This window comes from Pseudomonas sp. RG1, assembly GCF_025910115.1.
In the GTDB taxonomy this organism is placed as follows: Bacteria; Pseudomonadota; Gammaproteobacteria; order Pseudomonadales; family Pseudomonadaceae; genus Aquipseudomonas; species Aquipseudomonas atacamensis.
This window is the reverse complement of sequence record NZ_JAPCIK010000055.1, coordinates 79,305-103,951: the sequence shown is the minus strand read 5'-3', so window position 1 is coordinate 103,951 and position 24,647 is coordinate 79,305. Positions and strand designations below refer to the sequence as shown.

Below are 24,647 nucleotides of genomic sequence, written 5' to 3'. Positions count from 1 at the left end.
TATAGACGATAGGAATATTCTGCTTTTTCATGGATTTTTCAGTCGGTCAGCCAAGGCTGTCGCCAGTTGCGCGGTCAGGCCATACACCGACAGCTGGGGGTTGGCGCCGATGCTGGTGGGGAACAGCGAGCCGTCGTGAATCGACAGATTGCGCAGTTGATGATGGCGGCCGAGGCTGTCAGCGACCGCGCTTTGCGGATCTTCACCCATCGCACAACCACCCATCACATGGGCGCTGCCGAGTCGCGTGCGGTACAGCTCCAGGCTCAGTCCATCGATCATTGAGCGCGCCTCGGCCAGTGTCTTCACATAGCGGCCGTCGGCGTGCATCGGCATCACCGATTGCGCGCCGCCGGCGAACTGGATTTCGGCCATGACGTGAAAGGCCCGACGCAAACCGTCCCAGGCGTACTGCGAAACCTGATAGTCGAGCACGGGCGAGCCATCACCGCGCAGCTCCACCGAGCCACCGCTGCTGTCCGGGTGAAAGCCATCGCGCAGCAGCGCCAGCATCGCGTGGGTGTGCGGCAGGTCGGCCATATGCTGGGCGTTTTCCTTGCCGAAACCACCGAGCAGTGTGGCAGCCAGCGCCGGGTGCAGCGGTGGCACTTCGAGTTTGAACGCCATCGGCCCGGTGGTGCCGTCCTTCCATTGAAAATGGTCGGAATAAATCGACTGCGGCGCGCCGTAGAACGGATTGACCACCTCGGCGAAACGCGCGGCGGACATGTTCACCGGGTGCAGAAAGGTGCGCTTGCCCACGCGCTCATGCGGATCCGGCGCGTCGGAGCGCAGCAACAGCGCCGGGCTGTTGATGCCGCCGCCGGCCAGCACGTAATGCCGCGCCTTGACGGTGATGCTGCGCCCGGTCGGCTCGACGCAGCGCTCGTCCATCGCCACGCAATGCAGCCCGGTAACCTTGTCGCCACTGATCAGCAGTTTCTCCACCCGCGCGAGATACAGCAGCTCGCCGCCCTTTTCCAGCGTCGCCGGGATGGTCGTGACCATCATCGATTGCTTGGCGTTGCTCGGACAGCCCATGCCGCAATAGCCGAGATTCCAGCAACCGCGAACGTTGCGCGGGATCACGTGCCAGCTGTAGCCGAGTTGCTCGCAGCCTTTGCGGATCACATCGTTGTTGGCATTGGGCGGCACCATCCACGGCGCGACGCCGAGGCGCTGCTCCATTTTTTCGAACCACGGCGCCATCTCTGCCGGACTATGGCCTTTGACGTTGTGCTCGCTGGCCCAGTGTTCGAGGGTCGGCTCGGGCGTGCGGAAGCTTGAGGTCCAGTTGATCAGCGTCGTACCGCCGACCGCGCGGCCCTGCAGGATCGTGATCGCGCCGTCCTTGCTCATGCGCCCGATGCCTTCCTGGTAGAGGCTGCTGTAGGCCTCGTCTTCGAGCAGTTTGAAATCCGAACTGGTCTTCAGCGGGCCTTCTTCGATCAGCAGGACTTTGTAGCCGGCCGCGCTGAGGATCTCCGCCGTGGTGCCGCCGCCGGCGCCACTGCCGATGATCGCCACGTCGGCTTCGAGGGTGAGGTCGTCGCTCAGTTGCGCGCCGTTGTAGATTTTCCAGCCTCGGGCAAGGCCTTCGCGGAAGGGATCGGGTACGGGCATCGGTCAGGTTCTCTTTATTATTCTGGATGCGGGTGTGTGTGGCGGCTGGCCCCTTCGCGAGCAGGCTCGCTCCCACAGGGACATGCATTTCAAATATGGGAGCGAGCCTGCTCGCGAAGGCCGCGCCCCGGTTTCAGACCTTAGGCGGCCCGGGATAACCGCAATGCGCCCAGGATTCGGCGCGGGTGTACCAGGCCATCATCACCATCTGCTGCAATGAGCTATGGCCCATGCGCAGCAAGCTCAGTGAACTGTTCTCCCAGCGTTCGAGGAAATGCCGCATCGCTTCAGGGCTGGCATTTCCCCAACTGCCCCAGATGCCGGTAAGCGGGCCACGGGTCACGGCCATGCCCAGCACGTCGAACAGTTGCCGAGTGAGCTTGAGCATTTCCGGCGACACGTGATCGAGGCTGTAGTCCAGCGACTTCAGCGTGCCGTCGACCGCCGCGGGCATTTCCCCGACGGCAACGGCGCCGTCGAGCATCACCGGGATTAGCGCGCGCAGGAACAGTAAGTCGCCGTCGCGCAAAACGACAAAGCCGTTGGCGCTGATGCTAGACGAGCAGCCAGTGAGGCTGGCGCCAAGGCCGGCGGTGGCGAGAAACGCGCTGGCGCCGAGGCTGAATTTCAGCAGGCCACGGCGCGACAGGGCGGGTGTTTCGGTCAGGCTTGGGTGCATTGTTGTTATTACCCGGCGTCGACGAACGTTTAGCGAATGAACAGTTTCTGAATCAGTTTCTGAATCGATGTGCCGTAGGGCGGGTAGATCAGCCGGGCCGCGTTGAAGCGCTGTTTGATCAGCACGCCCTTGGCCTTGCTGAAGGTCAGGAAACCTTCGTGGCCGTGGTAATGGCCCATGCCCGAGGGGCCGATGCCACCGAAGGGCATATCGTCCTGAGCCACATGCAACAAGGTGTCGTTCAGGCATACGCCGCCGGAATGGGTCTCGTGCAGTACGCGATGCTGTTCGCGTTTGTCGTAGCCAAAGTAGTAAAGAGCCAGAGGACGAGGCCGCTGATTGATGTAAGCGAATGCCTGCTCCAGATCGCGGTAGGGCACGATTGGCAGCAATGGGCCGAAGATTTCGTCCTGCATCACGGTCATCTCATCGCTGACATTGAGCAGCACGCTGTGCGGCATGCGTCGGCCCTGGCCTTGTTCGAACAACGGGATCAGCAGTGCGCCCTTGCTGGTCGCGTCGCTGACGTATCCGTTCAGCCGGGCCAGTTGGCGTTCGTTGATGATCGCGGTGTAGTCGACGTTGTCGGCCAGGGTCGGGTAGAAACCTCTCACAGCCTGACGATAGGCCTCGACGAAAGCGCCGACGCGGTCTTCCGGCACCAGCACATAGTCGGGCGCGACGCAGGTCTGCCCGGCGTTGAGGGTTTTGCCGAAGGCGATGCGTTCGGCGGCGTCCTTGAGCGGTACGTCTCTGGAGACGATGGCCGGCGACTTGCCGCCCAGTTCCAGGGTGACCGGCGTGAGGTTTTCCGCCGCAGCGCGCATGACGTGTTTGCCGACGCTGGTGGAACCGGTGAACAGCAAGTGATCGAACGGTAGACGCGAGAACGCCACGCCGACGTCCGCCTCACCCAGCACCACGCTAACCAGGTCTTCGGGAAAGATCCGCGCCAGCAGCTCTTTGAGCAGCAGCCCGGTGGCCGGGGTGGACTCGCTGAGCTTGAGCATCACCCGATTGCCGGCAGCCAGGGCGCCGACCATCGGCCCCACGGCCAGATACAGCGGGTAGTTCCACGGCACGATCACGCCGACCACGCCCAGCGGCTGATAAACCACCTTAGCCGAAGCAGGCTGGAACGCCATGCCGACCTTGCGCCGCGAGGGCTTCATCCAGTTTTTCAGGTGACGACTGGCGTAGTGAATGCCGTGCAGGCTCGGCATCAGCTCGGCGAGCAGGGTTTCGTCGGCGCTGCGGTGACTGAAATCGGCGCTGATCGCGTCGATCAATGCCTGCCGCTCAGCGCTGAGCAGATCGCGCAAAGCCTTGAGCCATTGTTGCCGCTGTGCGGCCGGTGGCATCGGGTTGGCGGCGTACGCGGCGCGTTGTGCCTGGAACTGCCGATCAAGGGTTTCAAGAGGCTGTTGCAGCGTTTGCAGGTAGGCAATGTCGGCAGTCATCGCGGGCTCCGGATTTTATTGTAGTGGGCACTTTTTAGAGTCTAAGCTCTAGAAAGTCAAACGACTTCCGCGCACGTCAGTGTTTTATCCATTTCCGGTTAGGTCGTAAGATGCGCCGTCTACGCACTCTGAATTAAAGCTCAAGCCATGGCCCCACGAATAAAAACCAGCGAGCGCATCGTTCAGAACAGCCTGGAGCTGTTCAATCAGCAGGGCGAGCGCAGCGTCAGCACCAACCACATCGCCGCGCACATGGAGATTTCTCCGGGCAACCTGTACTACCACTTCCCCAACAAGCAGGCGATCATCGCCGTGTTGTTCAGTGAGTACGAAGCCCTGGTGGACAGCTTTCTGCGTCCGCCTCAGGGTCGCCCGGCGACCGTCGAGGACAAGCGTTTCTATCTCAAGGAACTGCTCTCGGCCATGTGGCGCTACCGCTTTCTGCACCGCGACCTCGAGCATCTGCTCGACAGCGATGCGGAACTGGCCGCGCGTTATCGGCGTTTCTCCCAGCGCTGCGTGATCCAGGGGGCCGCAATCTACGAAGGTTTTGTCGCCGCCGGCATCCTGAAAATGGATCGCGTGCAGATCGAGTCGCTGACCCTCAACGCGTGGATCATCCTGACCTCGTGGGTGCGTTTTCTGTGCACCACGCGGGAAAACTCCAACCACCTCAGCGAACAGGCCGTGAAGCGTGGCGTGTACCAGGTGCTGGTGCTGGAAGCAGGGTTTGTTACCGATCAGGCGCGGGATGAAGTCAACGCATTGTTCGACGAGTTCTACGTGCCGCTGGCGCAGGCTCTCGAAGACGTGAAATAAACCGTTCAGCCGAATTCCACAGGAGCCCGTTATGTCGATTGCGCAGTTGATCAGCCCACAAGCACTGGACGCTCGCAAAGAGCAGCCGAGGCTGGTGATTCTCGATTGTCGTTTTGCCCTCGAAGATCCGGATTACGGCCAGCGCAGCTACGCCGAAGGGCACATTGCCGGGGCGAGTTTCGCCGATCTGGAACGGGATCTGAGCGGTAAAGTCGAGAAGGGCGTGACCGGGCGTCATCCGTTGCCCGAGCCGGCGGCGCTGATCGAACGCCTGCAAGCCTGGGGCATCAGCAACGACAGCGATGTGGTTCTGTATGACGACGGCCCGGGTGCATACGCGGCGCGGGCGTGGTGGTTGCTGGCTTGGCTGGGCAAGCGCGACGGCGTATTCATTCTCGATGGCGGGCTCAAAGCCTGGCACGCCGCCGGCCTGCCGCTGAGCCTGGATCCGCCGAGCGTGACGCCGGGCAGCTTCAGTGGTCAGCCGGACATGAGCCTGTTGCTCAGCGCCGAACAATTGCAGCAGCGCCTCGGCCAGCCAACCCTGACCCTGCTCGACGCCCGCGCCTTGCCGCGCTTCAAGGGCGAAGTGGAACCGATCGATCCGGTCGCCGGGCACATTCCCGGCGCGCAGTGTGCGGCGTTCACCGACAACCTCGGCAGTGATGGACGGTTTTTGCCGGCCGAGCAGCTCAAGCAGCGCTTTGCCGCGAAACTGGGCGATCGCTCACCGTCGGAACTGGTCGCCTACTGCGGCTCCGGGGTGACGGCGTGCCATAACCTGTTCGCACTGTGCCTGGCTGGCTATCCGCTGGGTGCGCTGTATGCCGGATCGTGGAGCGAATGGATCAACGAACCGTCGCGCGGCATTGCCACCGGCGAATAACATCGCTGATCCCATGTGGGAGCGAGCTTGCTCGCGAAGGCGTCCTGTCAGGCATTGAATTTCCAGACTGACACACCGCGATCGCGAGCAGGCTCACTCCTACAGGGGATATGCGGTGTTCACACACTGGTCTCGGCCAGCCATTGCGGGATACGCCGCTCCAGGTAATACCTCGGGCGGCGCACCGAGCCATCGACGAAGCCGACATGACCGCCACGCGCCTGCAATTCGAACCGGGTGCAGGCTGACAACTCGTCGGCTTGCGGCAGGCTGTGGGGAAATACGAACGGATCGTCCGCCGCCTGAATGATCAGCGTCGGCGTGCGGATTTCGCCGAGGTAGTAGCGGCTTGAGGCGCGGCGGTAGTAATCCTCGGCATCGGTGAATCCATGCAGCGGCGCGGTGATCCGGCCGTCGAAATCCCAGAACGTACGCATGTTTTCCAGCGAGCCGAGCGCGGCCAGTTTCGCCAGGCCGTCTTCACGCCCGTCATGCTGGAACTGGCGCTGCTTGTTCTTGATGTAGGCGACCATTTCGCGCATGAAATGCGCCTGATAAACCCGCGAAAACCCCTGGCCAATCCGGTCTGCGCACTGGTCGAGCCTGAACGGCACCGACACGGCCACCGCGCCGAGCACGCCGCTGTTGCTGCCGGTTTCGCCCAGATGCTTAAGCAGCACATTACCGCCCAGCGAATAGCCGACCGCGTACAACGGCGCCAACGGTCGTTTCGCGCGCAGGTGCTGGATGGCTTCGGCAAGGTCTTCGCTGGCGCCGGAGTGGTAGCTGCGCGGCAACAGATTCGGCTCGCCGGAACAACCGCGCCAGTTCAGCGCGACGCTGGCCCAGCCCTGGTCGGCCAAGGCCTTTTGAATGCCCGCCACATAGGGCGAATTGGAAGAGCCGGTCAAACCGTGCAGCACCAGTACCAACGGCGCCTCGGCGCTGTGCGGGCCGTGCCAGTCGAGGTCGAGGAAGTCGCCGTCCTCGAGCCACAGGCGTTCGCGTTCGCGCTCGATGTGCACGGTCTTGCGCCACAGCGGCCCCCACAGGGTTTGCAGATGCGGATTGCCGAGGCCGAAGGCGGGGATGAAGCGTTCTGGCGAAGGGGGCACGATGATTCTCGATGGGCTTGAGGCGAGGAAGCTTTGCCCCTCGCCGCAGGTTGCTTGCGACCTTGTCAGCCGGCGATGTCCGCCGTGCGCTGCCACAGCGCGTAAAAAACCCGACCGGATTTCTGTTCACGATGCAGGCGCCAGTTGCCCGGCAGGCCCAGCGTCGATGGCGCTGTTTCGCTTTCAGTGTAGATCCACGAATCGGCCGCCAGCCATTGGCGCTCTTCCAGCAAGTTACAAACCGCTGGCAACAGGTTCTGGTTGAACGGCGGGTCGAGGAACACCAAGTCGAACGGCGTCGCGGTCTGGGTTTCCAGGTAGCGCAGCGCGTCGGCGGTTTGCACCTGGCCGTTGCTGCAACGCAGGGTGCCGAGATGTTCTTTCAGGCTGGAAACCGCAACGTTGCTGGCGTCCAGCGCCTGGGCCGTGGCCGCGCCACGGGACAGGGCTTCGAGAAACAGCGCGCCGCTGCCGGCGAACGGGTCGAGCACTTTCGCCCCTTCGACATACGGCGCGAGCCAGTTGAACAGGGTTTCACGCACGCGATCCGGGGTCGGGCGCAGGCCCGGTGCGTCGGGGAAGCTCAGCTTGCGGCTGCGCCACTGGCCGCCAATGATGCGCAGCTGGTTCACGCCGTTGTGCAAGTTTTGCACGGGTTTTTTCGGTGCTCGAGTGGCCATTAATGCTCCGGAACCCCGAGCGGTTGCTCGGCAGGTTTATCAGATGGGGCCGGTAACGGCTTTTGCGGCACGGTCGGGCCAGCGGTGACGATGACCATTTTCTCCGTGCTCAGGTGTTTGTTCAGGGCGTCGCGGACTTGCTCCACAGTCAGACTCTGCGACTGCCGCATGAAATCGTCGAGATAGCTCAGCGGCAGATTATAGAAGCCCATCGCGCCGAGCTGGCCAACGATGTCGGCGTTGCTCGCGGTGGACAGCGGGAAGCTGCCGGCCAGTTCGCGCTTGGCATCGTCGAGTTCTTTTTGCGTCGGCCCGGTTTTCAGGTAGTCGGCGAGCACGTCCTGCACCAGCTTCAGGGTGCCTTCGCTCATCTCGGCGCGGGTCTGCAGGTTGATCATGAACGGGCCACGGGCCTGCATCGGGCTGAACGCCGAATAAACACCGTAGGTCAGGCCACGCTTCTCGCGCACTTCGCTCATCAGGCGCGTACCGAAACCACCGCCGCCGAGGATCTGGTTGCCCAGCGACAGCGCGGCGTAATCCGGATCGTCGCGATCGATGCCCAGTTGCGCGAGCATCAGGTTGGTCTGTTTCGACGGAAACTCGATGTGGTTGACGCTGGCCTTCGGTTCCTGCGGTGCGGCGATTTTCGCCAGTGCCGGACCTTTCGGCAGGGCAGAAGAGACCTGATTGGCGATCGCCTCGGCTTCGGCTCGCGACAGGTCGCCGACCAGTGCAATCACAGCGTTGCCGGCGGCGTAGGCCTTGGCATGGAACTCGCGCAATTGCGCGACCGTGATCTTCGGCACGCTCTGCGCATTGCCATCGCTGGAATGCGCGTACGGGTGCTCGCCGTACAGACGCTTCATCAGCTCCAGGCTGGCGAGTTTGCCGGGGTTCTGTTTCTGGTATTCGAAACCGGCGAGCAACTGGTTCTTGATGCGCGCGAAGGAGTCGGCGGGGAAGGTCGGTTTGCCGACCACATCGGCGAACAGCTTCAACGCCGGTTCACGCTGCTCAGGTGCGCTCAGGCTGCGCAGCGAAGCCAGCGCCATGTCCTTGAACGCACCGTTGCCGAAGTCGGCGCCGAGGCCTTCAAACCCTTGAGCGATGGCGCCGACGTCTTTGCCGGCAATGCCTTCGTTGAGCATGGCGTTGGTCAGCACGGCGAGGCCGGGGACGTTGCCATCCTGGCTGCTGCCAGCGGCGAAGATCAGGCGCATGTCGAACATCGGCAGCTCATGCGCTTCGACAAACAGCACTTTCGCGCCTTCAGCAGTGTTCCAGGTCTGCACATCAAGCTTGCGGCTGGCCGGAGCCTTGCCGTCGAGTTCGGCCAGCGATTGCAATCTCTGGCTGGACTTGGCGTTATCCAGTGCTTCGCTGGCCTTGCTGTCAGCGCTTGGCGACAAATAAACCGCTGCCGAGCCGATCACTGCGACAGCAATCAGGCCAAGCAGCATCAGGCGTGGGGTTTTGCGCTCACTCATGAGTCGTCTCCATTGGCAGGACGTGGGCGACGCTGAGACGTTCGCGGGTGAAATACTTTTTCGCGGCGTTCTGGATGTCTTGCGGGGTCACGCTTTCCAGATCGGCCAGTTCGGTGTCCATCAGCTTCCACGACAGACCGACCGTTTCCAGTTGACCGATCGCGGTGGCCTGGCTGGTGATCGAGTCACGCTCGTAGACCAGGCCGGCGATGACTTGAGCGCGGACGCGTTCGAGCTCTTCGGCAGACGGCGCGGTGGTTTTCAGTTGCTCAAGCAGTTTCCACAAGCCGGCTTCGGCCTGGGCGATGGTCTTTTTCTTCTGCGTATTTGGCGTGGCCGACAGGGTGAACAGGCTGTCGCCACGGGTGTAGGCGTCATAGTCCGACGAGCCGCCGGAGACCAGCTCTTCGCCGCGTTCCAGTTGCGCCGGGATGCGTCCGCTGTAGCCGCCGTCGAGCAGCGCCGAGATCAGGCGCAAGGCGTTGACAGAGCGTTTGTCTTCAGCGGTAGCAATGCTCGGCACGTTGAAGCCAAGCATCAGGCTCGGCAGTTGGGTCTGCACGCGCAGGGTGATCTGGCGTTCGCCGGGCTCGGCCAGTTCCAGCGGTTTTTTCGCCGGTGGCACGTCGCGTTTGGCGACCGGGCCGAAATAACGCTGGGCGAGGGTTTTCACTTCGTCCGGAGTGACGTCACCGACCACCACCAGCGTGGCGTTGTTCGGCGCGTACCAGGATTGGTACCAGTGGCGCAGTTCCTCGACTTTCATGCGGTCGAGGTCAGCCATCCAGCCGATGGTCGGCGTGTGGTAACCGCTGGCCGGGTAGGCCATGGCCTTGTAGCGCTCGTAAGCCTTGGACATCGGCTTGTCATCAGTGCGCAGGCGGCGCTCTTCCTTGATGACTTCGATTTCCTTGGCGAACTCGTCGGCCGGCAGGCGCAGGTTGGCCATGCGGTCGGCTTCCAGCTCGAAGGCCACGCCGAGGCGATCGCGGGCCAGCACCTGATAGTAAGCGGTGAAGTCGTCGCTGGTGAACGCGTTCTCTTCGGCGCCGAGGTCGCGCAGGATCAGCGAGGCTTCGCCGGGGCCGACTTTTTCGCTGCCCTTGAACATCATGTGCTCGAGCGCGTGGGACAGACCGGTCTGGCCCGGAGTCTCGTAGCTGGAGCCGACCTTGTACCAGATCTGCGAAACGACCACCGGCGCACGATGGTCTTCGCGCACGACGACCTTGAGGCCGTTGTCGAGGGTGAATTCATGGGTCGGTTGCGGGTCGGCCGCCAGGGCCGAAAGGGGCAGGCAGACTGCGCTGAGCAGCAGGCCAGCAGCGCGGCGGGCAAGAGCATTCATTCGTTTTTCAACCTGTTGGGCTGCCCGCTTGGTCTTAGCGTCGGCGGGCGAGAGGGTGCTAGGATACTGATCCGTTTTACTGGCGGCCACGCCTATCAGGCTTCAGGGTTTGATAAGGCTGTATAGGTTTGCGGCGAAAAGTTGTGTTTTTCCCACTAAACTCCGCGTTTTCGCCGATCTTTGCCGGTGTAGACCAACGTTAATACGATCCTTGAGGTGCCTTCGGTGCCTCGACAAAATGTTGCGCGTGAACAAGCTGGGTGAAACACAGTCTGTTCTGCATCGAATATTTATTTGCCGGGGCGCCCTGTTGGCGCGTCGCTACCGTGAGATAGCCGTCCTCCATGTTTGGTTCCAACGACGACAAGAAGAGCCCAGCTGCGGCTGGCGAGAAGAAAAGCCTGTTCGGATGGCTGCGGAAGAAACCGCAGGAACCCGTCGTCGAACAGCCGCCCGCGATTCCTGAGCCGGCCCCCGCGCCAGCACCTGTAATAGAAGAAGAGCCGGCGCCGATTGTGCTGCCGATCGCCGAGCCGGTGCTGCAACCGGAGGCTGAAGCCGAGCCGGAAGCGCCCGCCGCTCCCGAACTGCCGCTGACGCCCGCCGCCGAGCCGTGGCTGACCTTGCCAGTGGCAGAAGAGCCGGTCGCGCTGGTTGAAGAAGCAGCGCCGCATGTGACGCCAGTGATTCCTGCGCCGGTTGCCGAGGTTGCGGCGCAGCCTGTGCTTGAAGCGGTTGTCGAGCCAGCGCCGATCATTTCTGAACCCGCCGCCCCGGTTGTTCCGCCGTCCGAGCCTGAGCCCGCACCGCTTGCCGCTGCGCCGGTTGTCGCTCCGATCGTGCCGGTCGAAGCGCCTGTAGAAACGCCCGTCGAAACCCCGCGCACCGAAGAAACCAAAGCCGGCTTCTTCGCCCGTCTCAAGCAAGGCCTGTCGAAGACCAGCGCCAGCATCGGCGAGGGCATGGCCAGCCTGTTCCTCGGGCGCAAGACCATCGATGATGACCTGCTCGACGACCTCGAAACCCGTCTGCTCACCGCCGACGTCGGCGTCGAAGCCACTACGCAGATCATCCAGCGCCTGACCCAGAAGGTCGCACGTAAGGAGCTGGCCGACGCCGACGCCCTGTACAAATCTCTGCAGGCCGAATTGGCAGCGATGCTCAAACCGGTTGAACAGCCACTGAAAATCGCCTCGCAGAACAAGCCTTTCGTGATCCTGGTGGTCGGCGTCAACGGCGCCGGCAAAACCACCACCATCGGCAAACTGGCGAAGAAGCTGCAACTGGAAGGCAAGAAAGTCATGCTGGCGGCCGGTGACACCTTCCGTGCAGCGGCCGTGGAGCAATTGCAGGTCTGGGGCGAGCGCAACAAGATACCGGTGATCGCCCAGCACACCGGCGCTGATTCCGCTTCGGTGATCTTCGATGCGGTGCAAGCGGCCAAGGCCCGTGGCATCGATGTGCTGATCGCCGACACCGCCGGTCGCCTGCACACCAAAGACAACCTGATGGAAGAGCTGAAAAAGGTTCGCCGGGTGATCGGCAAGCTCGACGCCGACGCGCCGCACGAAGTGCTGCTGGTGCTCGACGCCGGCACTGGCCAGAACGCCATCAACCAGGCCAAGCAGTTCAACCAGACCGTCGAACTGACCGGCCTGGCGCTGACCAAGCTCGACGGCACCGCCAAGGGCGGGGTGATTTTCGCCCTGGCCAAGCAGTTCGGCCTGCCGATCCGCTACATCGGCGTCGGTGAAGGCATCGACGATTTGCGCACCTTTGAAGCCGAACCCTTTGTCCAGGCGCTGTTTGCCGAGCGGGAGCGTTCATGATTCGTTTCGAACAGGTCGGTAAACGCTACCCGAACGGTCACGTCGGCTTGCATGAGCTGAGCTTTCGAGTCCGTCGTGGCGAGTTCTTGTTTGTCACCGGTCACTCCGGTGCCGGTAAATCCACGCTGTTGCGCCTGTTGCTGGCGATGGAACGGCCGACCAGCGGCAAGCTGCTGCTCGCCGGGCAAGACCTGAGCACCATCAGCAACGCGCAGATTCCGTTCCTGCGCCGACAGATCGGCGTGGTGTTCCAGAATCACCAGTTGCTGTTCGATCGTACGGTGTTCAACAACGTCGCCTTGCCGCTGCAGATCCTCGGCCTGTCCAAGGTCGAGATCGCCAAGCGCGTCGATTCGGCGCTGGAGCGCGTGGCACTGTCGGACAAATCCGATCTGTACCCGGGCGACCTGTCCACTGGTCAGCAACAGCGCGTCGGCATTGCCCGCGCCATCGTCCATCGCCCGGCCTTGCTGCTGGCGGACGAACCGACCGGTAACCTCGACCCGCGTCTGGCGGCGGAGATCATGGGCGTGTTCGAAGACATCAACCGTTTGGGCACCAGCGTGCTGATCGCCAGTCACGACCTGGCACTGATCGCGCGCATGCGTCATCGCATGCTGACCCTGCAACGCGGCCGCCTGATCGGCGACGGGGAGGCCGGGGTATGAGTGCGACACGCAGTCCGAAGGTTTCCGAGCGCGTGGCCCCGAAGGCCGCCGATCCGCAACCGCAGAAAAAGAAAAAGCACGACGATGACGACGGCCCGGACTTCGCCACGCTGTTTCGCGCCTGGATCGAAAGCCATCGCGCCAGCCTTCTCGACAGCCTGCGCCGCCTCGGCAAGCAGCCGATCGGCAGCTTCTTCACCTGCATGGTGATGGCCGTGGCGTTGAGTCTGCCGATGGGGTTGTCGCTGTTGCTCAACAATGTCGAGCGTCTTGGCGGTTCCTGGCAGCGCGCGGCGCAGATTTCCCTGTACCTGCAACTCGACGCCAGCCCGGAGCAGGGTGAAGCGCTGCGTGAGCAGATCAAAGGCATGCCGGGCGTCGCTGATGCCGAATATGTCGGCCGCGATCAGGCGCTGGAAGAGTTCCAGCAGCAGTCCGGCCTGGGTGAAGCCCTGCGTGAGCTGCCCGAGAACCCTTTGCCGGGTGTGGTGCTGGTGACACCGAACGAAGTCGACAAGCCGACACTCGAAGCATTAAGACAAAAACTTTCCGAGCTGCCGAAGGTACAACAGGCGCAACTTGATCTAGTCTGGGTCGAGCGTCTGGCCGCCATCCTCAAGCTTGGCGACCGCTTTGTCTTCGGTCTGACGGTGTTGTTGGTGTCTGCATTACTTTTGGTGATAGGCAATACCATTCGTCTTCATATTGAAAACCGCCGCACCGAGATAGAAGTGATTAAACTCGTCGGCGGCACTGACAGTTATGTGCGCCGCCCTTTCCTGTATATGGGCGCGTTGTATGGCTTCGGTGCAGGGCTGTTGTCCTGGGGTGTATTGGCGTTCGGCCTCAACTGGCTGAACGATGCGGTGGTCGGACTGGCCGGTTTGTACGGCAGTGATTTCGCCCTGGCCGGCGTGCCAGTGGCCGACGGTCTGTCGCTCTTGCTTGGCGCGGTGCTGTTGGGTTATATCGGTGCATGGATTGCAGTCGCACGTCATCTCAGGGAGCTGGCGCCGAAGTAGAATCTTTTTTGCGCGTGATTGACCTTGCGGTTTTTATGGGAACTTGTACCTGAGTTCCCGGTCAATTTTTCGCAGTGCCGAGAGGCACGAGTATGTAAGTGGGAGGTTTTTTCGTATGACCAATTCTTTGCAACCTGCGTATGCGCTGGTTCCGGGTGCGAACCTGGAAGCCTATGTGCACACCGTCAACAGCATTCCATTGCTGACGCCGGAGCAGGAGCGTGAACTGGCCGAGAGTCTCTACTATGAGCAGGATTTGGGGGCGGCTCGGCAGATGGTGCTCGCCCACCTGCGTTTTGTCGTACACATTGCCCGTAGCTATTCCGGCTACGGTCTGGCTCAGGCTGATCTGATCCAGGAAGGTAATGTCGGCCTGATGAAGGCCGTCAAGCGCTTCAACCCGGAAATGGGTGTGCGTCTGGTGTCGTTCGCCGTGCACTGGATCAAGGCGGAAATTCACGAGTTCATCCTGCGCAACTGGCGCATTGTGAAAGTCGCGACCACCAAGGCCCAGCGCAAGCTGTTCTTCAACCTGCGCAGCCAGAAGAAGCGTCTGGCGTGGCTGAACAACGAGGAAGTCCACCGTGTGGCGGAAAGCCTTGGCGTCGAACCACGTGAAGTGCGCGAAATGGAAAGCCGCCTGACCGGCCATGACATGGCCTTCGACCCGGCTGCTGAGGCCGACGACGACAGCGCTTTCCAGTCGCCGGCCAACTACCTGGAAGACCACCGGTACGACCCGGCCCGTCAACTGGAAGATGCCGACTGGAGCGACAACTCGAACACCAACCTGCACGAAGCGCTGGAAGTGCTGGACGAGCGTAGCCGCGACATCCTCTACCAGCGCTGGCTGGCAGAAGAGAAAGCCACGCTGCACGACCTGGCGCAGAAGTACAACGTGTCGGCCGAGCGAATCCGTCAGCTCGAAAAGAGCGCGATGAACAAGCTCAAGTTGTCGATCGCCGCGTAACCGGCGCATCAGCAATAAAAAACGCCCCGATCAGCGATGATCGGGGCGTTTTTATTTCTGTTTCAACACAAATCCCTGTGGGAGCGAGCCTGCTCGCGAATGCAGCTTATCAGTGCTATCAATGCAAGCCGACACACCGCTTTCGCGAGCAGGCTCGCTCCCGCATTGGTATTTCGGTGTTATTCAGCCCAAGGCGCCCGTCGCGAATCATTCAGCCCGAGCAAATAACTGTCCCCGCCCAACTGACTCATCTGCTGCCGAATCCACCCGGCACGGCGCGATACATAACCGGTCGGATGACTCGCGCTCCACACCCGTGGATTGGGCAGTACCGCCGCCAGATAACTCGCCTGCTGGCGCGACAATGACTTCGCGCTCACGCCAAAGTGATGCCGCGCCGCTGCTTCAGCGCCAAACACGCCGTCATCCCACTCGACACTGTTCAGGTACACCTCAAGAATCCGCTGCTTGGGCCAGAACACCTCGATCAGCGCGGTAAACCACGCTTCCAGGCCTTTGCGCAGATAACTGCGACCCGACCAGAGAAAGAGGTTTTTCGACACCTGTTGGCTCAAGGTGCTGGCGCCGCGAATCGAGCCGCCCAGCTCGTTGTGGGCCAGAGCGGCCTGAATCGCGCGCAGATCGAAGCCCCAGTGCTCGGGGAATTTCTGGTCTTCGCCAGCAATTACCGCCACTTTCAGGTCATCGGAGATCTCGTTCCACGGTTTCCAGGTGCGCTGCAGGTCAATCGGCTCGCCGTCGACCCAGGATTCGACCTTGCGCTCGACCATCAACGCCGTGCCCGGCGGTGGCACGAAGCGAAACACCAACACCAGCAAGACACTGCCACCGGCGAACCAGAGCAGAGCCTTCGTGAGACGACGGAAAATTGAACGCAGCATAGAGATGGCTTGGCCGAACCCGTGGAGCGGGCCATTATACAGACCCTGCCGATGGCGTCTGACTGGAGTTCCCCATGCTGCGTGGCTTTTTGATGCTGGCCGCTTTTTTCGGATTCACCGGTGTTGCGCTGGGCGCGTTTGCCGCCCACGGCCTGAAAAACCGTCTGACGCCGGAATACCTGACGATTTTCCACACCGGCGTCACCTACCAACTGGTGCACACACTCGCGCTGTTCGGCGTTGCGCTGCTGGCCACGCAGATTCAGGGGCGCCTGATTACTTGGGCCGGCCTGTCCTTCACCGTCGGCATGGTGTTGTTCTCCGGCAGCCTGTATCTGCTGACCATGACCGGCATCAGCAAACTCGGCATCATCACGCCGTTTGGTGGCCTCGCGTTTCTCGTCGGTTGGGTTTGCCTCGGCCTCGCCGCCTGGCGCTTGCAGCTAACCGCTTGACGCTTGGTACTGACCTTTAGGTCATGATCGGGCTAGAATGCCAGCCCCTAAAAATGATGGCGGCGTTGTGCATGCGCATTCAGTTGAACGGCGAGTCCTTTGAATTGCCCGACGGTGAAACCGTTGCGGGCCTGATCACCCGTCTGGATCTGGCCGGACGTCGGGTGGCGGTCGAGCTCAATCTGGACATCGTCCCGCGCAGCCAGCATGCCGACACCACGTTGAACGACGGCGACAACGTCGAAGTGGTCCACGCCATCGGCGGCGGCTGATTGTCCCGGCCCGCAAGGGCACAGAATTCTGCAAGACCCTCACCCTTAAAGAGGATTCCCCATGAGCATCGTTCGTAGCGACAAGCCTTTTGTGCTGGCCGGTCGTACTTACCAGTCGCGTTTGCTGGTCGGTACCGGCAAGTACCGTGACATGGAAGAAACCCGCCAGGCCATCGAAGCCTCGGGTGCCGAGATCGTCACTTTCGCCGTGCGCCGCACCAACCTGGGCCAGATCGAAGGCGAGCCGAACCTGCTCGAAGTGCTGTCGCCGGATCGCTACACCTTCCTGCCGAACACTGCCGGTTGCTACGACGCCATCGAAGCCGTGCGCACCTGCCGCCTGGCGCGTGAACTGCTCGACGGCCACAACCTGGTGAAGCTGGAAGTGCTGGCCGACCAGAAAACCCTGTTTCCCAACGTGATCGAAACCCTCAAGGCCGCCGAAACCCTGGTCAAGGAAGGCTTCGACGTGATGGTCTACACCAGCGATGACCCGATCATCGCTCGCCAGTTGGCCGAAATCGGTTGCATCGCCGTGATGCCGCTGGCGGGTCTGATCGGCTCCGGTCTGGGCATCTGCAATCCGTACAACCTGCAGATCATCCTCGAAGAAGCCAAGATCCCGGTGCTGGTGGATGCTGGCGTCGGTACCGCTTCCGACGCGACCATCGCCATGGAGCTGGGTTGCGACGCCGTACTGATGAACTCGGCCATCGCCCACGCCCAGCAACCGGTGATGATGGCGCAAGCCATGCAACACGCCATCGTCGCTGGTCGCCTGGCGTACCTCGCCGGCCGCATGCCGAAAAAACTTTATGCCAGCGCCTCTTCGCCGCTGGATGGTCTGATCAAGTAAGAGCCATTGATGACTGAATCGAACGACACGCCTGTCCAGCCGGACGAAAGCGACGAGCGCCAACACCGCCGCATCAAGAGTTTCGTGATGCGCGCCGGGCGCATGACCGAAGGCCAGCAACGCGGCCTGGACCAGGGCGCGCCGCTGTACGTGCTGCCGCTGGCCGATGCGCCGGTCGATTACGACCAGGTGTTCGGCCGCTCGGCGCCGCGCTCGCTGGAAATCGGTTTCGGCATGGGCCATTCGCTGCTGGAAATGGCCGCGGCTGCTCCGGAGCAGGATTTCATCGGTGTTGAAGTACACCGTCCGGGTGTCGGCGCGCTGCTCAATGGCGTGCTGACCCAAGGGCTGACCAACCTGCGGGTCTACGATTGCGACGCGATCGAAGTGCTCAACCGCTGCATCGCCGACAACAGCCTCGATCGCCTGATGCTATTTTTCCCGGATCCGTGGCACAAGAGCCGCCACCACAAGCGACGCATCGTCCAGGCCTCGTTCGCCGAACTGGTGCGTAGCAAGTTGAAGGTTGGCGGCATTCTGCACATGGCCACCGACTGGGAACCGTACGCCGAGTACATGCTGGAAGTGATGAACGTCGCCCCCGGCTACCGCAACCTTGCCGAAGACGGCAAATGCGTCCCACGCCCGGCCGAACGCCCGATCACCAAGTTCGAACGCCGCGGCGAACGTCTTGGCCATGGCGTGTGGGATCTGAAGTTCGAAAAGATCGCCTAAGCATCACGCAATAAAAACTGTGGGAGCGAGCCTGCTCGCGAAAGCGGTCTGACAATCAACGATGATGTTGGATGTCATGACGCCTTCGCGAGCAGGCTCGCTCCCACATTTCGTTTTGGGGTGTTTGCGGGGTCAGCGGCGGTCGGCGACGACGCCGATCAGTACCAGTACCACCAACAGCACCGGAGCCAGGCTGTAGTTGTTGAACTGGCTCAGGCCTTTGATCACCCACGGCGTGGCGTAGATCAGCGCGGCGCCGCTGCCGATCAGGCAGAGCAGGGCCATCAGGGGCACGCGCAGGGCGCCGGCGATGCTGCCCAGGCGTTGCTCGACCCAGCCTTTGAAGTCAGCGCCGAACAGCACCAGCAGGCAACCGACCAGCGCCAGAGCGATTTCCGAGAGATTGCTGCGGCTCCAGCGGGAGACGGTGGCCAGCAGGTCGAGTATCAAATCCATGCGTTTTCCCTTTGAGCTGAAGTCAGTTCAGAAATTGTTGCAGCAAGTCGTTGAGGAACAGCTGGCCGCGTTCGGTCGCCGCCAGGCGTGACGGTTCGACCTGCAACAGGCCGCTTTGTTCGGCCTCGCGGCGGCCTTCGGCGAGGGTCTCCAGCGACAGACCGGTGCGTTCCGGATACAGGCGCGATTCGACCCCGGCGGTCAGGCGCAGGGCGTTCATCAGGAACTCGAACGGCATCTCGTCATTGCTCAGCGATTTCTCGCCGGCCTGAAAGCTTTTCGCCGGGTTCAGATAGTCCTTCGGCAGGCGGGTTTTCCATGTGCGCACGATGCGCCCGTCCGGGTGGCTCAGCTTGCCATGGGCGCCGGCGCCGATGCCGATGAAGTCGCCAAAACTCCAGTAATTGAGGTTGTGCCGCGCCGGTCGCCCTGCCTGGGCATACGCCGACACTTCGTATTGCGCGTAACCGTGCTCGGCCAGTAGCGCCTGGCCGGCTTCCTGAATGTCCCACAGGGTGTCGTCTTCCGGCAGCACTGGCGGCTGGTTCCAGAACACCGTATTGGGCTCCAGCGTCAGCTGATACCAGGAAATGTGCGTCGGCTGCAGCGCGATGGCCTGGCGCAGATCGCTCAAGGCATCGTCCAGCGACTGATCGGGCAAGCCGTGCATGAGATCGAGATTGAAGTTATCGAACCCGGCCTGCCGGGCCATGCCCGCCGCACGCACGGCTTCGTCACCGTTGTGAATGCGGCCGAGGGCTTCAAGCTTTTCCTGCTGGAAACTCTGGATGCCGATCGACAGGCGATTGATCCCCAGCTTGCGATAAGCAACAAACTTCTCTTGCTCGAAGGTGCCCGGATTGGCCTCAAGGGTGATTTCGATGTCGGCGGCGAACGGGATGCGTTGCTCGACGCCCTGCAACAAGCGTCCGAGGGCTTCGGCGCTGAACAGGCTCGGCGTCCCGCCACCAAAGAAAATCGAGGTCAGCTTACGGCCATACACCGCATGCAGATCCTGGTCGAGATCGGCCAGCAGCGCGTCGACGTATTCCTGCTCCGGCAGCACCGGGCTGGCGGTGTGCGAGTTGAAATCGCAATACGGGCATTTGCGCACACACCACGGAATGTGGATGTACAGCGCCAGGGGCGGCAGGGTGGGCAGCGGCGCCCGAGGCGAAGAAGCGGCGCCGCCGATGATCAGCGACGACGCAGAGGGGCTGTCGGTCATTTCAAGCCCAGACGCTGGCGCAGCAGATCCATTGCACGGGCGCGGTGGCTGATCTGGTTTTTGTCGGCCGGGCTCAGTTCGGCGCTGGAGCAGTCGCGCTCCGGCACCCAGAACAGTGGGTCATAACCGAAGCCGTGCTCGCCGCTGGCAGCGGTGAGGATGCGCCCGTGCCACAGGCCTTCGCAGAGGATCGGCAGCGGATCATCGGCGTGGCGCACCAGTGCCAGCACGCAGACGAACTGCGCGCCGCGCTCAGCTTGCGGCACGTCCTTCAGCGCATCGAGCAGTTTGGCGTTGTTCGCCGCGTCGCCCTGGCCGTCGGCGTAACGCGCCGAATAGATGCCCGGTGCGCCGCCGAGGAAGTCCACTGCCAGCCCGGAATCGTCGGCCAGTGCCGGCAGCCCGGAAATGCGCGCGGCATTGCGGGCCTTGAGGATCGCGTTCTCGACGAACGACAGGCCGGTTTCTTCCGGCTCGACCTTGCACCATTCGCCAATCGAGCGCAGTTGCACCGAGTCGCCGAGCATGGCCTGGAGTTCTTTGAGTTTGCCGGCGTTATGGCTGGCCAGTACGAGCTGCTTGATGTTCATCATTCGCCGGGAAAGAGTTCTTGGTTGAAGTTGATGGTGTTGATCTTGTCGCCGTTCTGCACCTTGATTTCAAAGGTGCGGGTTTCCTGTTGCGGCACCGGGTACTGGGCGATGTAGTAGATCGCGCCCTGTTCGGTGACCTGGCGGAATTTCAGCGCCACGCTGTTGCTGGTCAGGTCCTTGACCGTGCCGGTGACGCTGGCGATCAGCGGTTTGCCGTCCTTGACCACCGAGACGTTGATCACGCCCTGGTTCTTGCTGCGAATCAGCTCGGCAGCCTTGGCGATGTCCGGTTGCAGGAACGTCGAGTTGAACGTGTTGTAGTGCACCGTGATGTCGCCGAAGGTTTCCTTGCGTTCACCTTTGATGACGTCCGCCGCCATGGCGCTGGCGCTCAGGCAGGCGGTGAGTAACAGCAACGCTAGACGACTCATGTTCGTGCTCCTTCAAATGCCCAGGCTCAGACCGCGACTCGGTGGTCCGCCAACTGCGGACTGCTGACGCGGTAGATACCGATTTCACCTAACAGATTAGGCCATAGCTTACTGGCCCACCCGTGCCGGTGCTGTTGATCCACGGCAAGCCGATCAATGACCTTCGCATCACGTTCGCGGCACAGTTCTTCGAAATCCTCGAAGGTGCAGAAGTGGATGTTCGGCGTGTTGTACCAGGTGTAGGGCAGGAATTCCGAGACCGGCATGCGGCCCTTGCTCGCCAGATACCAGCGGCAGCGCCAGTGGCCGAAGTTGGGGAAGGTGATGATGCACTGACGGCCGACCCGGAGCATTTCGTCGAGGATCCTGTCCGGGTAATGCACCGCTTGCAGGGCCTGGGTCATGACGACGATGTCGAAACTGTTGCTGGCAAAATTGCCCAGGCCTTTGTCCAGATCCTGCTCGATGACGTTGATGCCCTTGGCCACGCACTCGGCGATGTTGTCAGCGTCGTTTTCCAGGCCATAACCGGTGACGTTCTTGTTGTCGCGCAGCCAGGTCAGCAGCTCGCCGTCACCGCAACCCAAGTCGAGGACGCGGCTGCCGGCGGGGATCCATTCCTGGATGATTTCCAGATCAGCTCTCATGGCTTTCTCACAACGAAATGCGGTTCATGTAATTGCCGAACGCCTGCAAATAACGCGGGATCGGAATCAGGAAGGCGTCGTGGCCTTGCGGCGCGTCGATTTCCAGATAACTGACGTCCTTGCGCGCGGCCATCAGCGCATCCACCAGTTCCCGCGAGCGCGCCGGGGAGAAGCGCCAGTCGGTGGTGAACGACATCACGCAGAACTTGGCCGTGGCGTTTTCGAAGGTTTTCGCCAGGTCGTCGTCGAAGTTAGCCGCTGGATCGAAGTAATCCAGCGCTTTGGTCATCAACAGGTAGGTGTTGGCATCGAAGCGCCCGGAGAATTCTTCGCCCTGGTAACGCAGGTAGCTTTCGACCTGGAACTCGACGCTGTGGAAGTCGTAGTTGAGCTTTTCGCTCTTCAGGCCACGGCCGAATTTCTCACCCATGGAGTCGTCGGACAGATAGGTGATGTGGCCGACCATGCGCGCCAGCATCAGCCCGCGCTTGGGGATCACGCCCGCTTCCTGGAACGAACCACCGTGGAATTCCGGATCGGTGAGGATCGCCTGACGCGCGACTTCGTTGAAGGCGATGTTCTGCGCCGACAATTTAGGCGCCGAGGCGATCGCCAAGCAGTGACGTACGCGATCCGGGTAGGTGATGGTCCATTGCAGGGCCTGCATGCCGCCGAGGCTGCCGCCGATCACCGCTGCCCACTGGCGGATGCCGAGCAGGTCAGCCAGACGCGCTTGGCTGTGCACCCAGTCTTCCACGGTGAGCACCGGGAAATCGGCGCCGAACGGCTTGCCGGTTTCCGGGTTGATACTGCTCGGGCCGGTGGAGCCGTTGCAGCCACCGAGGTTGTTCAGGCTGACCACAAAGAACTTGTTGGTGTCGATCGGCTTGCCGGGGCCGATGCAGCTGTCCCACCAACCGGGCTTGCGGTCGTCGACGCTGTGATAACCAGCGGCGTGATGATGACCGGACAGCGCGTGGCAGATCAGCACGGCGTTGCTCGCCTGGGCGTTCAGCGTGCCGTAGGTTTCATAAATCAGGTCATAAGCGGCCAGCGAACGGCCACAGGCCAGCGTCAGCGGTTCGCTGAAATGCGCGGTTTGCGGCGTTACCAGACCAACAGAATCGGCGGGAAAGGCAGTTGGCATCGACCCTGCTCTCGTTGAAATGAGGCGTAAGTCTAAAGACCGGGGGGGTTAGCGGCAAGCAACGATCAGGTCCGGCGTTTTCGCTTCGCACCGAGGTGCAGCCATTCGCGAGCAGGCTCGCTCCCACAGTTGAAATGCATTCCAATGTGGGAGCGAGCCTGCTCGCGAAAAAGGCGACTCGGTCAGTCAGACCGAACGCACTGGCTTACATCAGCAAACGCAGAATCTCCGGCATCATCGTCATCGCCGCCAGATTGTTGATCACCAGCATGTCGATCAATTTCAGCGCAAGGAAGGCGAAGATCGGCGACAGGTCCAGGCCGCCGAGGTTCGGCAGGAAGCGGCGGAACGGTGCCAGCGCCGGTTCACAGATCTGGTTGACCAGTTCAGCGCCCGGATTGTGGCTGCCCGGTGCGACCCACGACAGGATCACGCTGATGATCAGGGCGAAGAAGAAGATCTTCAGGAACAGTGCAGTGACGCCGATCAGCGACCAGATCACCAGTTGCAGCGGGTTGCCAGTGGTGCCGTAGGTCAGCAGCAGGGTCAGCGCCATCAGCAGCAGTTGCACCAGAATCGCCAGCACCAGCGACGACATGTCGAGGCCGAACAGGCTCGGGATGATCCGGCGCAAAGGCTTGAGCAGCGGCTGAGTGGCCTTGACCACGAACTGGCACAGCGGGTTGTAGAAGTTCGCCCGCACCAGTTGCAGGACGAAGCGCAGCAGCACGATCAGCAGGTACAGGCTGCCGAGGGTTTGCAGCACGTAAACCGCTGCGGTGTTCAATCCGATCATGTAAGGCTCCTTTATTTGCCCAGTTGTTCGGCCATTTCGGCCGAGCGGTGCGCGGCGGCGCCGAGTGCGGTTTCAACCAGCGCTTCGAAGCCGCCAGCCTGGAATGATTTGATCGCAGCTTCCGTTGTGCCATTCGGCGAGGTCACGCGGCGACGCAATTCGGCTGCATCGACATCGCTGGACACCGCCATGTGCGCGGCGCCCAGAGCAGTCTGCACGGTCAGTTGCTCAGCGATCTCTTTTGGCAGGCCAAGTTTGACGCCGGCGGCGGTCATCGCTTCGATCAGCAGAAAGAAGTACGCCGGGCCGGAGCCGGACACTGCGGTGACTGCGTCCAGTTGCTGTTCTTCTTCCAGCCACAGCGCAATGCCGACGGCGGACAGCAGCTCTTCGGCTTGCTGGCGCTGCTCGGCGCTCACTTCGCTGGTCGCGTACAGACCGCTGACCCCCTGACGCAGCAGCGCCGGAGTATTGGGCATGCAGCGCACGATCGGTTGTTCGCCGAGCCACGCGGTCATGCTCGCGCAGGTGATGCCGGCGGCGATCGACACCACCAGTTGATTGGGCTTGAGGCTCGGGCGAATCGCCTCGCATACGGTTTTCATCGCCTGTGGCTTGACCGCCAGCACGATGACATCGACGCCGTCGATGGCCTGGGCGTTGTCAACGAAGGTTTCGATGCCGTGTTCGGCGCTGACCTTGGCGCGGGTGTCTTCGCCCGGATCGCTGGCGCGGATCTGCGCCGCTTCCAGACCTTTGGCGCGCAAGCCGCCAATTAGACTGGCCGCCATGTTGCCCGCACCGATAAACGCAATACGTGTGTTGCTCATGTGTGGTCCTTATCTGGAAACGTTCAAGACTGGGAATAATCTCTGGCGCCAAACAGCGCGGTACCGATCCGCACCCAGGTGGCGCCTTGGGCGATGGCCGACTCAAGGTCGTGGCTCATGCCCATGGACAGTGTGTCGAGCGGCAGAGCGAGGCTCGCCTGCAATGCCTGTACGGCGGCGAAGGCAGCGTCCTGTTCAGCGCGCTCCTCGGTCGGCTCGGGAATCGCCATCAGTCCGCGCAGTTTCAACCGTGGCAGCGCGCTGATGGCCTCGGCCAGCGCTGGCAGATCGGCCGGGGTGCAACCGGATTTGCTCGCCTCGCCGCTGACATTGACCTGAATGCAGATGTTCAGTGGCGGCAGTTCGGCCGGGCGTTGTTCGGACAGGCGTTGGGCAATTTTCAGACGATCCACGGAGTGCACCCAGTCGAAATGCTCGGCAATCGCGCGAGTCTTGTTCGATTGAATGGGGCCGATGAAGTGCCAGATCAAGGGCAGGTCGGCCAGCTCCAGCTGTTTGCCCAAGGCTTCCTGCAAGTAGTTCTCGCCGAAGTCGCGCAGGCCGGCGGCGTAGGCTTCCCGCAGGGCCTGGGCGGGTTTGGTCTTGCTCACGGCGAGCAAATGGATGCTGTTTTCGTCGCGGTGCGCAGCTTTCGCCGCTGCCTGGATGCGCGAACTAACCTGAAGGATGTTGTCTGCTATCGTGGACAT

27 protein-coding genes are annotated in these 24,647 nt (G+C 61.9%); 10 read left to right on the top strand and 17 right to left on the bottom strand.

Annotated features, from left to right (window positions below):
• Positions 1 to 27 precede the first annotated feature (27 nt).
• The 3 genes from OK411_RS26450 to OK411_RS26440 all read right to left on the bottom strand — a co-directional run bounded on the left by OK411_RS26450 (position 28) and on the right by OK411_RS26440 (position 3,762).
• Positions 28 to 1,623 (bottom strand): GMC family oxidoreductase, encoded by a 1,596-nt coding sequence (locus tag OK411_RS26450; protein ID WP_264365899.1) that lies wholly within the window; start codon positions 1,621 to 1,623, stop codon positions 28 to 30.
• Between the two features lie 133 nt (positions 1,624 to 1,756).
• Complete coding sequence (locus tag OK411_RS26445; RefSeq protein ID WP_110603632.1) at positions 1,757 to 2,302, bottom strand: twin-arginine translocation pathway signal protein; 546 nt, start codon at positions 2,300 to 2,302, stop codon at positions 1,757 to 1,759.
• A 29-nt stretch (positions 2,303 to 2,331) separates the two neighbouring features.
• The gene (locus OK411_RS26440) at positions 2,332 to 3,762 is read right to left on the bottom strand and encodes a coniferyl aldehyde dehydrogenase (RefSeq protein ID WP_264365898.1); all 1,431 of its coding nucleotides are present in this window, start codon (positions 3,760 to 3,762) and stop codon (positions 2,332 to 2,334) included.
• 147 nt (positions 3,763 to 3,909) lie between these two features.
• Between OK411_RS26440 and OK411_RS26435 the strand changes: the two genes are divergently transcribed.
• Positions 3,910 to 4,581 (top strand): TetR/AcrR family transcriptional regulator, encoded by a 672-nt coding sequence (locus tag OK411_RS26435; protein ID WP_016772708.1) that lies wholly within the window; start codon positions 3,910 to 3,912, stop codon positions 4,579 to 4,581.
• 31 nt (positions 4,582 to 4,612) lie between these two features.
• Positions 4,613 to 5,467, top strand: a complete 855-nt coding sequence (locus OK411_RS26430; RefSeq protein WP_264365897.1) for a sulfurtransferase — start codon at positions 4,613 to 4,615, stop codon at positions 5,465 to 5,467.
• 119 nt (positions 5,468 to 5,586) lie between these two features.
• On the opposite strand, the gene OK411_RS26425 is transcribed toward OK411_RS26430, so the two are convergent.
• From OK411_RS26425 to OK411_RS26410, 4 genes are all read right to left on the bottom strand, one after another.
• Positions 5,587 to 6,582, bottom strand: a complete 996-nt coding sequence (locus OK411_RS26425; RefSeq protein WP_136493118.1) for a hydrolase — start codon at positions 6,580 to 6,582, stop codon at positions 5,587 to 5,589.
• Between the two features lie 65 nt (positions 6,583 to 6,647).
• Positions 6,648 to 7,262 (bottom strand): 16S rRNA (guanine(966)-N(2))-methyltransferase RsmD, encoded by a 615-nt coding sequence (gene rsmD / locus OK411_RS26420; protein ID WP_136493117.1) that lies wholly within the window; start codon positions 7,260 to 7,262, stop codon positions 6,648 to 6,650.
• Positions 7,262 to 8,752, bottom strand: a complete 1,491-nt coding sequence (locus OK411_RS26415) for a M16 family metallopeptidase (protein WP_136493116.1) — start codon at positions 8,750 to 8,752, stop codon at positions 7,262 to 7,264. The genes rsmD and OK411_RS26415 overlap by 1 nt, the downstream gene beginning before the upstream one ends.
• Positions 8,745 to 10,100, bottom strand: a complete 1,356-nt coding sequence (locus OK411_RS26410; RefSeq protein ID WP_123441741.1) for a M16 family metallopeptidase — start codon at positions 10,098 to 10,100, stop codon at positions 8,745 to 8,747. Before OK411_RS26410 ends, OK411_RS26415 begins: the two co-directional genes overlap by 8 nt.
• A gap of 344 nt (positions 10,101 to 10,444) precedes the next feature.
• On the opposite strand from OK411_RS26410, the gene ftsY reads away from it, so the two are divergent.
• The 4 genes from ftsY (at position 10,445) to rpoH (ending at position 14,589) form a co-directional block, all read left to right on the top strand.
• Positions 10,445 to 11,929 carry a signal recognition particle-docking protein FtsY gene (ftsY, locus tag OK411_RS26405; protein ID WP_136493115.1) on the top strand — a complete coding sequence of 495 codons (1,485 nt, stop codon included), beginning with the start codon at positions 10,445 to 10,447 and terminating at the stop codon, positions 11,927 to 11,929.
• On the top strand, positions 11,926 to 12,597 hold the full coding sequence (ftsE, locus tag OK411_RS26400) for a cell division ATP-binding protein FtsE (RefSeq protein ID WP_016772715.1): 672 nt from the start codon (positions 11,926 to 11,928) through the stop codon (positions 12,595 to 12,597). The genes ftsY and ftsE overlap by 4 nt, the downstream gene beginning before the upstream one ends.
• Positions 12,594 to 13,619: a permease-like cell division protein FtsX gene (ftsX, locus tag OK411_RS26395; protein WP_073471030.1), complete on the top strand. Its 1,026-nt coding sequence runs from the start codon at positions 12,594 to 12,596 to the stop codon at positions 13,617 to 13,619. The genes ftsE and ftsX overlap by 4 nt, the downstream gene beginning before the upstream one ends.
• 115 nt (positions 13,620 to 13,734) lie before the next feature.
• Complete coding sequence (rpoH, locus tag OK411_RS26390; protein WP_016772717.1) at positions 13,735 to 14,589, top strand: RNA polymerase sigma factor RpoH; 855 nt, start codon at positions 13,735 to 13,737, stop codon at positions 14,587 to 14,589.
• A 179-nt stretch (positions 14,590 to 14,768) separates the two neighbouring features.
• On the opposite strand, the gene mtgA is transcribed toward rpoH, so the two are convergent.
• Positions 14,769 to 15,491: a monofunctional biosynthetic peptidoglycan transglycosylase gene (gene mtgA / locus OK411_RS26385; protein WP_095181330.1), complete on the bottom strand. Its 723-nt coding sequence runs from the start codon at positions 15,489 to 15,491 to the stop codon at positions 14,769 to 14,771.
• 74 nt (positions 15,492 to 15,565) lie between these two features.
• On the opposite strand from mtgA, the gene OK411_RS26380 reads away from it, so the two are divergent.
• From OK411_RS26380 to trmB, 4 genes are all read left to right on the top strand, one after another.
• The gene (locus OK411_RS26380) at positions 15,566 to 15,946 is read left to right on the top strand and encodes a DUF423 domain-containing protein (RefSeq protein WP_136493114.1); all 381 of its coding nucleotides are present in this window, start codon (positions 15,566 to 15,568) and stop codon (positions 15,944 to 15,946) included.
• Positions 15,947 to 16,017: 71 nt separating this feature from the next.
• Positions 16,018 to 16,218 carry a sulfur carrier protein ThiS gene (gene thiS / locus OK411_RS26375; protein ID WP_038861193.1) on the top strand — a complete coding sequence of 67 codons (201 nt, stop codon included), beginning with the start codon at positions 16,018 to 16,020 and terminating at the stop codon, positions 16,216 to 16,218.
• A gap of 61 nt (positions 16,219 to 16,279) precedes the next feature.
• Positions 16,280 to 17,074, top strand: coding sequence for a thiazole synthase (locus OK411_RS26370; RefSeq protein WP_007964131.1), 795 nt, complete (start codon positions 16,280 to 16,282; stop codon positions 17,072 to 17,074).
• Between the two features lie 9 nt (positions 17,075 to 17,083).
• On the top strand, positions 17,084 to 17,809 hold the full coding sequence (trmB, locus tag OK411_RS26365) for a tRNA (guanosine(46)-N7)-methyltransferase TrmB (RefSeq protein WP_125916673.1): 726 nt from the start codon (positions 17,084 to 17,086) through the stop codon (positions 17,807 to 17,809).
• 132 nt (positions 17,810 to 17,941) lie between these two features.
• Here trmB and OK411_RS26360 read toward each other — a convergent pair whose 3' ends face one another.
• The 9 genes from OK411_RS26360 to OK411_RS26320 form a co-directional block, all read right to left on the bottom strand.
• Complete coding sequence (locus tag OK411_RS26360) at positions 17,942 to 18,265, bottom strand: DUF3392 domain-containing protein (protein WP_008083808.1); 324 nt, start codon at positions 18,263 to 18,265, stop codon at positions 17,942 to 17,944.
• A 22-nt stretch (positions 18,266 to 18,287) separates the two neighbouring features.
• The gene (gene hemW, locus OK411_RS26355; RefSeq protein WP_225914396.1) at positions 18,288 to 19,493 is read right to left on the bottom strand and encodes a radical SAM family heme chaperone HemW; all 1,206 of its coding nucleotides are present in this window, start codon (positions 19,491 to 19,493) and stop codon (positions 18,288 to 18,290) included.
• Positions 19,490 to 20,086 carry an RdgB/HAM1 family non-canonical purine NTP pyrophosphatase gene (gene rdgB, locus OK411_RS26350; RefSeq protein ID WP_264365896.1) on the bottom strand — a complete coding sequence of 199 codons (597 nt, stop codon included), beginning with the start codon at positions 20,084 to 20,086 and terminating at the stop codon, positions 19,490 to 19,492. The genes hemW and rdgB overlap by 4 nt, the downstream gene beginning before the upstream one ends.
• The gene (locus OK411_RS26345) at positions 20,083 to 20,517 is read right to left on the bottom strand and encodes a DUF4426 domain-containing protein (RefSeq protein ID WP_264365895.1); all 435 of its coding nucleotides are present in this window, start codon (positions 20,515 to 20,517) and stop codon (positions 20,083 to 20,085) included. The genes rdgB and OK411_RS26345 overlap by 4 nt, the downstream gene beginning before the upstream one ends.
• A gap of 26 nt (positions 20,518 to 20,543) precedes the next feature.
• A complete protein-coding gene (gene metW, locus OK411_RS26340) occupies positions 20,544 to 21,164 on the bottom strand; it encodes a methionine biosynthesis protein MetW (protein ID WP_039757544.1) in 621 nt (206 codons plus the stop codon).
• Between the two features lie 7 nt (positions 21,165 to 21,171).
• Positions 21,172 to 22,311 (bottom strand): homoserine O-succinyltransferase MetX, encoded by a 1,140-nt coding sequence (gene metX, locus OK411_RS26335; protein WP_130888301.1) that lies wholly within the window; start codon positions 22,309 to 22,311, stop codon positions 21,172 to 21,174.
• 205 nt (positions 22,312 to 22,516) lie between these two features.
• Entirely contained in the window at positions 22,517 to 23,107 is a 591-nt protein-coding gene (locus OK411_RS26330) for a YggT family protein (protein WP_016772729.1), read from the bottom strand.
• Between the two features lie 11 nt (positions 23,108 to 23,118).
• Positions 23,119 to 23,937 carry a pyrroline-5-carboxylate reductase gene (gene proC, locus OK411_RS26325; protein ID WP_125916665.1) on the bottom strand — a complete coding sequence of 273 codons (819 nt, stop codon included), beginning with the start codon at positions 23,935 to 23,937 and terminating at the stop codon, positions 23,119 to 23,121.
• Positions 23,938 to 23,960: 23 nt separating this feature from the next.
• Complete coding sequence (locus OK411_RS26320; protein ID WP_016772731.1) at positions 23,961 to 24,647, bottom strand: YggS family pyridoxal phosphate-dependent enzyme; 687 nt, start codon at positions 24,645 to 24,647, stop codon at positions 23,961 to 23,963.